The following is a 9,782-nucleotide window of genomic DNA, read 5'->3' on the forward strand; positions in this document are numbered from 1 at the left end:
GGTCCAACACCGGTTGTGCCCGGGGTCCTTCCGGCGAGTTCGACAGGACGGGCGATGACCCGATCCGTGGATACTGCGTGAGTGGAGGGCACGTACTGTCCGGAGGACGGGAACGCCGGGTTCCGGCCGGTTACTTCTGGGTGGCGTCGGTGCAGTAGAGATCCTTGTCCGGCAGGTGGCCGGTGGCCAGGAAGTCGACGGTGGCCTTGTCGGCGCAGGTGGAGCCTTCGTTGTAGGTGTAGTGCCCGCCGTTGTCGACGCCGACGAAGACGGAGCCGTTACCGAGGGCCTTGTGCAGCCCGACGCCGCCTTCCCACGGGGTGGCGTTGTCCCGGCGGTTCTGCAGGATCAGGGTGTTGCGCGGGCCGCCGGACACGACCTTGACAGTCGACTCAGCCGGCTTGTTCCAGAAGGCGCATGCCCAGATGTTGGCGGGCATGCCGGCGGTCAGCGGCCACTTCTTCCGGTCGGCGGCGGTGCGGGTGGCGTAGCCGTCGACGTTGTGCGGCCATTCGGCGTCGCCGCAGGTGAGAGCCATGAACACGGTGGCCTGGTTGTCCGCGGGGACGCCCGGGGACGACGGCGAGTCGGCGAACACCTCCTTCAGGACCGCGGCGTCGGCGGCCGTGGTGCTGCCGTGGGACAGGTCGTCGGCCGCCTTCCAGAACCGGACGAGCACCGGAAGGGTGTTGTTGTGCAGAAGCAGGGCGTAGGTCATGTTCCGCAGCAGCGGCCCGTCCATCGACACCGATGCGCCGGGAATCGCCGCGGGCGTGCGGTCGAGCCGGTCGGCGAGGGTGAGGTAGGTGTGGGTCACCTGCGCGACGTTCGTGCCCAGCTTCAGGGTGCTGTTCTGCGCCGCGGCGACGCGGGCGGCGTCGGGGAACCGGTCGGCCATGCCCTTGCCCCAGGTGCCCGCGACCTGGTTGGCCCATACCTTGGTGGGGTCTACGTTGCCTTCCAGGATCATGCGATCGGTGTGGTTCTGGAAGAGGGACCGGTAGACGGCGCCGAGGTAGGTGCCGTAGGACTGGCCCCAGTAGGAGATCTTCTTCTCACCGAGCGCCTGACGGATACGGTTCATGTCGCGGGCGGTGTTGGCGGTGTTGTAGTACCGCAGGTTCTTGCCCACGGTGTCGGCGCACTGCTTGGCGTCGGCTTTGGCGAGGGCCACGTTCTTGGTGATCGAGCCGTCCACGGCGGGATAGGGAAAGAGCCCGGTCACGCTGGGGTCCTTCAGACCACAACTCTGCGGGGTGCTGTGTTCGACGCCGCGCGGGTCGAAGCCGACCAGGTCGTAGCGGTCCAGCACGGACTTCGGCAGGGTGGACGCCATGGTTTCGGGCATGTCGAGACCGCCCAGAGCCGGCCCGCCGGGGTTCAGCACCAGGACGCCACGTCGCTTCCCGGGTATGGCGGTGGACAGCCGGGAGACCGCCACGTCGATCTTCGTGCCGCCCGGGTGCTGGTAGTCCAGGGGAACTTCCAACGTCCCGCAGGCCAGGTGGGGGCTACGGGTTTGTCCCTCGGCCAAGGCCGGGCACTTGCCCCAGGTGATCCTGGCGTCCCCCGCGGTCTGGCCGGCGCTCTTGGCGGCGACCTGGGCCGGTTGCGCGCCCTGGGCATCGGCGCCGCACGCAACCAGTGCGGTCCCTGCCACCGTGGAGACCAGCAGGGCCGCGGCGAGTCGGCGGCCTCCGGGGAAACCGTACTTCGCGGAACTGCGCGTATTGGTCATGGCGTTGTCCTTGGCTACTCGGCTGGTCGGCCTGCCTGTTCAGGCCGTCGTGTTGACGGTTCGAGTCAACAAGAGGTCACCGGTCGCGCGCGTCACCGCGGAGAGGACACATCAGGTAGCTCGCTCGGGGGATGCCGGGCCGAACCTGAGAAGGGGTGAGCGGCCCCAGTGGATCGGGGGCGGGCGAGTTGTGGGAGCGGACCGAGCCGTTGCCGCCGGTGCGCCGCCCCGCACGGATCACCCGGGGCGAGGGCGTCCGTCACCCGGAGCGAGGCGTCCGGACGTCCGGCCAGGAGGCGATCGCGGCCGTGGCGCGCTCGCCTGACCCGGCCGGCATCACAGGGCCGTCAGGCGCGGTCGCCGTCCCCCGTCAACCCCGCCCGATACGCCAGGACCACCGCCTGGACGCGGTCACGGAGGTCCAGTTTGGTCAGGATGCGGGAGACGTAGGTCTTCACGGTCTCGTGGCTGATGACCAGCTCGGTGGCGATTTCGGCGTTCGACAGGCCCTCGCTGATGAGGAGGAGGACCTCGTGCTCACGGGGGGTGAGGACCTTGATGCGCTCGCGCTCGGGGGACGCGGGGGCGGCAGAGGGGCGTACGCGTTCGGCGAAGCGGCCGATCAGGGTGCGGGTCACAGCGGGGGCCAGGAGGGACTCGCCGCGGGCGACGACGCGTACCGCGTTGATCAGTTCGGGCGGTGGTGCATCCTTCAGCAGGAAGCCGCTGGCACCGGCGCGGAGAGCCTCGTACACGTACTCGTCCACGTTGAAGGTCGTGACGACGAGGATCCTGGCAGGAGTGAGGGAGTCGGGGCCTGCCAGGCGGCGGGTGGCCTCGATTCCGTCGAGCAGGGGCATGCGGATGTCCATGACGACGACGTCCGGCTTCAGCTCCTGCGTGCTCCGGATCGCCGCTCGGCCGTCCATGGCCTCCCCCACGACCTCGATGTCGGGCTGGGCGGAGAGGATCGTGACGAAGCCGGCACGCACGAGGGCCTGGTCCTCGCAGACCAGCACCCTGATCGCAGCAGGCGGAACACTCACGCGGCACCTCCCGAGGGGATCCGTGCGTGCACGCGGAAACCGCCCTGCGGGCGGGGCCCTGCCGCAAACTCGCCTCCCAGCATCTCCACCCGTTCCCGCAGCCCGGTCAGGCCCCGGCCACCCGAGACGTACGGGCCGCCACCCGGCAGGGCGGCGGACACGAGAGCGCCGTCGGCCGTCCCGGCGGTGGTGACCTCCACGTCCGTCCAGCCGGGGGTGTGCGCAAGCCGTACCAGCGTCCGCCGGCCCGCGGCATACTTCACGGCGTTCGTCAGGGATTCCTGCACGACGCGATACGCCGTGAGCTGGGCACCTACGGCCATGGCCGACTGCTCTCCGTCCTCGACCAGCTCGACCGGCTGGCCGCCCGCTCGTGTCTGCTCCACCAGATCAGGCACCCGGCCCGGCAGCGGCGTCCGCTCCCGGGGCGCCGAATCACCGGTCGCCTCCAGCACACCGAGCAGGAACCGGAGCTCGGCCAGCGCGCGACGCCCGGTGCCGTTGATGGCGTCGAGGGACTCGTGGAGGCGGTCCGGCGACTCGGTCAGGTACTGTGCCGCGCCCGCCTGCACCACCATCGCGGTCACATGGTGTGTCACCACGTCGTGCAACTCCCGCGCCAGGCGGCTGCGTTCCGCCACGATGGCCACCTGCGCGGACAGGCGCCGCCGCTCGGCCTCCTGCTCCCGCCGCCCGCGGACCAGGACTCCCAGGCTCCACACCACCACAAGGACCAGGTAATAGAGCAGGTAGTCGGTCAGGTCCTCGGGCGAACCCAGCGCGTACAGGGCGACGCCGAAGACCAGGTAACCGCCCGTCGCCGCCAGCGGTACGACCCGCCGGAAGCGGTCCTGGTGGGCACCCACGGAGTACAGCGCGATGTACAACCCCAGGCTACCGAAGGTCGGCGGCAGGCCCAGGCACTCGTACACCGCGAACGAGGCCCCCGTCACCGCGAGGCAGGCGGCCGGCCACCGGGTGCGCACCGCAAGCGGCAGGGTCTGCCCCAGAGTCAGCAGCACACTCGCGACGGAGGCGCCATGAGTGGGAAGAGTGCCGAACTGCGCGCCGATCCGCGACAGCGGCGCCACGAACGACAGCACCGTGAAGACAAGCGCGAACCCACGGTTCCTGGTAGCGGCAGGACGTGATCCCCACCAGCGCGTCAGCACGCGGAGCCGAGCGGCTGCGGCGACGACCGGGTTCACCCGGCCCTGCGCACGCGCCGTCGGCACGGGGGATGCCGAACCCGCTGGTTCACGTGCTGCTTGGTCTTCCGTCATGGTCATCCACGATCCCGTAGGTCCGGCGCTGAGCGACATGGGGACCGAGCCGTGGTCCGCTGCCCGCCCGTTCGCTACGACCAGTTCGGTGTCGAACGTCGCACGGCGTTGCGGGCCGGACGGTCTTGCACCGTGAGCCTAGCGTTCTGAGGCGTGGGTTGCGTCCCCCGAGAGAGGACACCGGGGTAGCTCGTTCGGGGGATGCGCGAAGACGGCAAGTGCCCGCCTGTCGGTGACGACGCCCAGGAGTCGCGGCCCTTGGCTTTCCAGCATCGAACGTGCAGACCGCCCTCCGGGAGCGGCCCCGAGGAGGAAACCATGTCGCCCGACCACCGTCAGTCCCCCCGATGCAACCCGCCGATCGCGGGGTCCACCGGACCGGAGCGGCCAAGCAGAACACCGGAGGCCCTGTGCGGTGGGAGACGTCGGCGTGGGTGCGTCTGCCGGTAGCGTTCGTACCGACGCCGGCCGTGAACGGGACCACCGGCACCATCGACATCAACAACGCCGCCGACGCCACTCCGCTGACCCCTCCAGGGGTGGGCGCGGGAGTTCTCTGGGACTTTTCTGGGACTTCTGACTGCGTCAACCGGCGCGACCGCGAAACAGCCGAAAGGTCATCTGCGCAGGCCGGCGCGGCGTAGCCGCCCAGCGTGGCAGGTCAGCGGGCCGGTTGGTCTCTTCCGGGACATCTGAGCAACCGACGCCGCGGCCCGAACCCGGTGTCCACCACTCGGTGGACACCGGGTTCAACCGAGCACCTCTGTCCGGCAACCGCCCTGGCCGACAAGGCTCTTGGGCATGAACTCACTCACTGTGCGCACGGCGCGCTGGAGCGCCCGGCACCCCTGGCGGGCGATCGTCGGCTGGCTGGCGTTCGTGGTGCTGTGCCTGGTCGCCGGCAGTGCCGTCGGCACGAACAGCGCCAGGACGGCGGACTACCGGGTCGGTGAGGCCGGCCGTGCCGAGGCGCTGGCCGCCGAAGGCCACCTGGAGCGTGCCTCCACCGAGCAGGTGCTGATCTCCGCCAGGTCGGGTGCCCTCGACCAGACGGCGGCGCGGACCGCCGCCGAGGACCTCACCGCCCGGATGAGGCGGCTGCCCGACGTCGCCTCCGTGGCGGCCCCGCTGCTCTCCGGCGACCGCACGGTCCTCATGGTCGAGGTGGCGCTGAAGGGCGAGGAGCGCAACGCGAAGGACAAGGTCGACGCGCTCGTCGAGCAGACCGCCGCGGTGCAGAAGGGCCACCCCGGTCTGCTGCTGGAGGAGACCGGCAGCCCGTCCATCAGCAAGGGGGTCGACCAGCAGCGCGGGGACGACCTGGCGCTGTCCGAGGCGATCACCCTTCCGGTCACCCTGGTCACCCTGCTGATCGTCTTCGGGTCGGTCACCATGGCCGGGGTGCCGCTGCTGCTGGCGTTGTCGTCGATCGCGGCGGCGATCGGGCTCTCCATGATCGCCTCGCATCTGTCCCCCGACGCCGGGGTCGGCACGAACGTCATCCTGATGATCGGGCTCGCCGTCGGTGTCGACTACACGCTGTTCTACCTCAAGCGCGAGCGCGAGGAGCGGGCCCGCTCGGGCGGCCGGCTCGGCCCGGAGGCCCTGGTGGAACTGGCGGCCGCGACCTCGGGGCGGGCGGTCGTGGTGTCCGGATGCGCGGTCGTCGCCTCCACCGCGACCCTGTACCTGGCCTCCGACGTGATCTTCTCCTCGCTGGCGACCGGCACCATCGTGGTCGTCCTGGTCGCGGTGGCCAGTTCGCTCACGGCCCTGCCCGCGCTCCTCGTCAAGCTCGGGCAGCGGGCGGAGCGCAGGGCAGTGCGGCGGGCACGGCGCGGGAAGCCCGCCCGTCCGGTGCGGGACGCGCGGGCCGGTGGCCGGCTGTGGGCGGCGCTGCTGCGGCCCGCCGCCCGGCATCCCCGGGCGACGCTGGGCTTCTCGGTCCTCGGTCTTCTCGCGCTCGTCGTGCCGCTGGCCGGACTGAACATCACGGAGATGAGCCGGGACACCCACTCCCGCGCGATCCCCGCCATGCGGGTGTACGACCGGCTCAACGAGGCGTTCCCGCAGCTGCGGGTGACCCATCAGGTCGTCGTGCGCGCCGACGCCTCGCGGGCGGCGGAGGTCGGCTCGGCGCTGCGCGAGGTGGCCCGGCGGGCCGGCACCGACCCGCTGTTCACCGGCGCCTCACGGATACGGACGTCCGCCGATCACCGGACCAGCGTCCTGGAGCTGAAGGTGCCCTACCTCGGCAACTCCGCTCAGGCGTACGACTCCCTCGACCACCTGCGCAAGGAGTTCCTGCCCGCCACGGTGGGCCGGATCGGCGGCGCCGAGTACGGCGTGAGCGGCGATGTCGCCCGCTACGCCGACTATCCCGCCCATCAGAACGGCAGACTCCCCCTGGTGCTGGCCGCGTTGCTCCTGGTGACCTTCGCGATGACCGTGTACGCCTTCCGCTCGGTGGTGCTCGGCCTGATCGGTGTCGTGCTGAACCTGCTGTCCGCGGCGGCGGCGCTGGGGCTGCTGGTGCTGGTCTTCCAGGGGACCTGGGCGGAAGGAGTGCTGGGCTTCCACTCCACGGGATCCATCGGCTCGCGCGTCCCGCTCTTCCTCTTCGTGATCCTGTTCGGGCTCTCGATGGACTACCAGGTGTTCGTGGTGAGCCGGATCAGGGAGGCCAGGCTCGCGGGTCTTCCCACGCGGCAGGCGGTGCTCGACGGCATCCGCGGCTCGGCGAGCGTGGTGACCAGTGCCGCGGTCGTGATGACGACCGTGTTCGCCGGCTTCGTGTTCCTGCACATCATCGAGATGAAGCAGATCGGCTTCGTCCTGGGGACGGCCGTGCTGCTCGACGCCTTCGTGGTGCGGATCCTGGTGCTGCCGTCGGCCATGCTGCTGCTGGGCGAGGCGAGTTGGTGGCCCTCGCGCATCCGGCCCCCCGCCGGCCCCGCGGTGGAAAAAGCGGCCGCCCGGCCTTCGGCGGTCGACGTAGGTTGATGCGTATGCCGTCTCTCGCCGGGCCCGACGTGGACGCCTTCTGGGCGACGTCACTGCGCCGCTGGAACCTCGTGTGCCGGGTGCTGTTCGCCGTGATGGCCGTCGGCCTGGTGGCCATCGACCGGCCCGGCGGGAGCAAGTACGCCGCGCTCGCGCTGCTGGGCGGCGTGGTGGTCTGTCACACGGTCCTCGACCGCTTCCCGGACAACCCCGTCGTGCGACCGCACGTGTACCTCGCGGTGCTGGCGGTGGCCGTGGGCGGGCTCGCGTATCTGCGCGGCAACTACGCGGCGCTGTTCATGGTGACGCTGCCGCACTACTGGATGTTCGCATCGACGCCGAGGGCCGCGATGGGCTTCCTGGGGCTCGCGACGGCCGGCACCCTGGCCGGCAGCGTCCTGCGGCAGGACGGCTGGACGGTGGAGTTCGTCACCGAGACGCTCGTCTCGACGCTGATCGTCGTCGCCGTGGGAGTGCTGATCGGCCTGTGGGCGCACTCGGTGGTGGCGCAGAGCGCGGAACGGGCGCGCCTCATCGGCGAGTTGGAGCGGGCCCAGGTCCAGCTGTCCGAGGCGCATCAGCGGCAGGGGGCGGCGGACGAGCGGGAGCGGATCGCCCGGGACATCCACGACACGCTCGCGCAGGGCTTCGCCTCCATCATCGTGCTCGCCGAGGCGGCCCGTGCCGGGCTCGGCACCGACCCCGCGCGCAGTGCCCGGCAGCTGCGGTCGATCGAGTCCACGGCCCGGGAGAACCTGGCCGAGGCGAGGGAACTGGTCGGCTCGGCACACCGGCCGGCCCAGCTGGCGGCCGGTTCGGTGGCGCAGACCCTGCGCCGGACTCTGGACCGGTTCGCGGAGGACACCGGGCTCGCCGTCGACGCCGACCTCGAGGACCTGGCCTGCGATCAGCAGACCCGGATCGCGCTGCTGCGGTGCACCCAGGAGTCCTTGGCCAACGTACGCAAGCACGCCCGGGCGTCCACGGTCGGCGTGGTCCTGACCCGGCAGGCGTACGGGATCGAGCTGGAGATCACCGACGACGGGACCGGCTTCGTGGTGGAGGACTCGGCGGGCTTCGGCCTGGACGGGATGCGCAAACGGCTGGCGGAGCTGGGCGGGAGGCTGACGGTGACGAGTTCGGTGGGCGACGGCACGCGCGTCCTCGCGTTGCTTCCGCTGGCTTCGCCGGCATCCGGTGAGAGCGCGAAGAGCGAGGAGTGGGCGTGAGCGGCGGGCAGGGCACGGGCGGGACCGGCGGACGGAGCATGGGCGGGACCGGTGCGGGGGTCCGGATCGTCGTGGTGGACGATCACACGGTCATGCGCGCCGGTGTCGTGGCCCTGCTCGACTCGGAGACCAGCATCGAGATCGTCGGCGAGGCGGGCGACGGCCGCGCGGCCCTGGACCTCGTCGAGCGCCACGAACCCGACGTCGCCCTGGTCGACCTGCGCATGCCGGTGCTCGACGGCGTCGCCACGACGGCACGGATCGTGGAGCGCTTCCCGGCGACCCGGGTGCTGATCCTGACCACGTACGACACCGACGCGGAGATCGAGCGCGCGGTGGAGGCCGGGGCCATCGGCTACCTCCTCAAGGACACCACCCGCGAGCAGCTGGTCGACGCCATCCACGCGGCGGCCCGCGGCGAGACGGTGCTGGCGCCCCGGGTGGCCGAGCGGCTCGTCGCCCGGATGCGCCGGCCCGCCCAGGTCCCGCTCACCGCCCGCGAGACGGACGTGCTGAACGCGGTGGCGGACGGGCTGACCAACGCGGAGATCGGACGGCGGCTGGTCATCGCGGAGGCCACGGTGAAGACCCACCTGCTGCGTCTGTTCGCCAAGCTCGACGTGAACGACCGGACGAGGGCGGTGGTGGTGGCGATGGAGAGGGGGATGCTGCACCGCTCCCCCGGCCCGGAGGGCTCCCCCTGACACCGGCCGCACCGCATCCCGGGCGCACACTGGAGGGGCACGTCATGCTGTCGGTCCCTGGTCCAGCCGTGCTGCCCCAGGAGGAGCCATGCCCGTACCGAATGCGCTCGCCCCGCCCGGTCCCGGCCCGCGGCGCCGCACCCGCCGCCTCCTCGCGCGGCTGCGGCGGCCCCGTCCCGTTCCGGTCCGGCTCTCCCGTCGGGCCCAGGTGCACGCGCTGGTGGAGGTGCTGGACGAGGCCGTCGCCGTGCAGCGGCTGGCCGATCCGGCGGTGGCCGCGTGCGGGGAGCCGGGGCCGGTGAGCGGGCAGGCCGCCCAGGACTGCGGCCGTGCCGGGTCGGCGATCCACCGGCTGCGGGCCCGGCTGCGGGAGCTGCCGCTCACCGAGGCCGATCTGGTGGAGTTCCAGGAGCGGGCGGGCCGGCTGCTGGCGTACGACCAGTGGATGGTGCGCCAGTCGCTGAACATCGCCTTCACCGTGCATCCCGATGCCCGCACCGAGACGGCCCGTCTGCAGATCAACGGCCTGGGACGCCCGGCGGACGACCTGCGCCGCCTGCGCGACGCCGTTTCGGCCGAGCCGGCCGGAGAGCCTGCCGGCGGCCCGGAGCCCGACGTGCTCGGCCCCGCCGAGCCGGGGCTTGGCGGGGCCGAGGAGAGGGTCAGGCAGGGTGCCCGGTCATCGCGTTCCGCGCGGTCGGCGGATCGCGATCGCGAGGACCGCCCCGAGGATGATTCCGGGGACGACCAGCAGGCCGAGTGAGACGTGCGGCAGGGCG

7 protein-coding genes are annotated in these 9,782 nt (G+C 71.7%); 4 read left to right on the forward strand and 3 right to left on the reverse strand.

Going from position 1 to position 9,782, the window contains the following annotated elements; genetic code table 11:
- Window positions 1–130 precede the first annotated feature (130 nt).
- The 3 genes from ACF1AL_RS16515 to ACF1AL_RS16525 form a co-directional block, all read right to left on the reverse strand.
- Window positions 131–1,738, reverse strand: coding sequence for an alpha/beta hydrolase (locus ACF1AL_RS16515; protein WP_391779609.1), 1,608 nt, complete (start codon window positions 1,736–1,738; stop codon window positions 131–133).
- A 347-nt stretch (window positions 1,739–2,085) separates the two neighbouring features.
- Window positions 2,086–2,784, reverse strand: coding sequence for a response regulator (locus ACF1AL_RS16520; RefSeq protein WP_388800055.1), 699 nt, complete (start codon window positions 2,782–2,784; stop codon window positions 2,086–2,088).
- The gene (locus ACF1AL_RS16525; RefSeq protein WP_391779610.1) at window positions 2,781–3,875 is read right to left on the reverse strand and encodes a sensor histidine kinase; all 1,095 of its coding nucleotides are present in this window, start codon (window positions 3,873–3,875) and stop codon (window positions 2,781–2,783) included. The genes ACF1AL_RS16520 and ACF1AL_RS16525 overlap by 4 nt, the downstream gene beginning before the upstream one ends.
- A gap of 993 nt (window positions 3,876–4,868) precedes the next feature.
- Here ACF1AL_RS16525 and ACF1AL_RS16530 point away from each other — a divergent pair.
- The 4 genes from ACF1AL_RS16530 to ACF1AL_RS16545 all read left to right on the forward strand — a co-directional run bounded on the left by ACF1AL_RS16530 (window position 4,869) and on the right by ACF1AL_RS16545 (window position 9,766).
- Window positions 4,869–7,070 (forward strand): MMPL family transporter, encoded by a 2,202-nt coding sequence (locus ACF1AL_RS16530; protein ID WP_391826278.1) that lies wholly within the window; start codon window positions 4,869–4,871, stop codon window positions 7,068–7,070.
- A gap of 5 nt (window positions 7,071–7,075) precedes the next feature.
- Window positions 7,076–8,299 carry a sensor histidine kinase gene (locus ACF1AL_RS16535; protein ID WP_391657887.1) on the forward strand — a complete coding sequence of 408 codons (1,224 nt, stop codon included), beginning with the start codon at window positions 7,076–7,078 and terminating at the stop codon, window positions 8,297–8,299.
- 38 nt (window positions 8,300–8,337) lie between these two features.
- Window positions 8,338–9,003, forward strand: a complete 666-nt coding sequence (locus ACF1AL_RS16540; protein ID WP_366841667.1) for a response regulator transcription factor — start codon at window positions 8,338–8,340, stop codon at window positions 9,001–9,003.
- A gap of 88 nt (window positions 9,004–9,091) precedes the next feature.
- Window positions 9,092–9,766: a hypothetical protein gene (locus tag ACF1AL_RS16545; RefSeq protein ID WP_391826280.1), complete on the forward strand. Its 675-nt coding sequence runs from the start codon at window positions 9,092–9,094 to the stop codon at window positions 9,764–9,766.
- Window positions 9,767–9,782 lie beyond the last annotated feature (16 nt).

It is taken from the genome of Streptomyces sp. NPDC014801, from assembly GCF_043082085.1.
Taxonomy (GTDB): Bacteria; Actinomycetota; Actinomycetes; order Streptomycetales; family Streptomycetaceae; genus Streptomyces.

What these genes read in the sequence shown, in the direction of transcription:
- ACF1AL_RS16530 (WP_391826278.1), top strand. Translation starts at nt 4,869, where the DNA reads ATGAACTCACTCACTGTGCGCACGGCGCGCTGGAGCGCCCGGCACCCC.
- ACF1AL_RS16535 (WP_391657887.1), top strand. Translation starts at nt 7,076, where the DNA reads ATGCCGTCTCTCGCCGGGCCCGACGTGGACGCCTTCTGGGCGACGTCA.
- ACF1AL_RS16515 (WP_391779609.1), bottom strand. Translation starts at nt 1,738, where the DNA reads ATGACCAATACGCGCAGTTCCGCGAAGTACGGTTTCCCCGGAGGCCGC.
- ACF1AL_RS16545 (WP_391826280.1), top strand. Translation starts at nt 9,092, where the DNA reads ATGCCCGTACCGAATGCGCTCGCCCCGCCCGGTCCCGGCCCGCGGCGC.
- ACF1AL_RS16540 (WP_366841667.1), top strand. Translation starts at nt 8,338, where the DNA reads ATGGGCGGGACCGGTGCGGGGGTCCGGATCGTCGTGGTGGACGATCAC.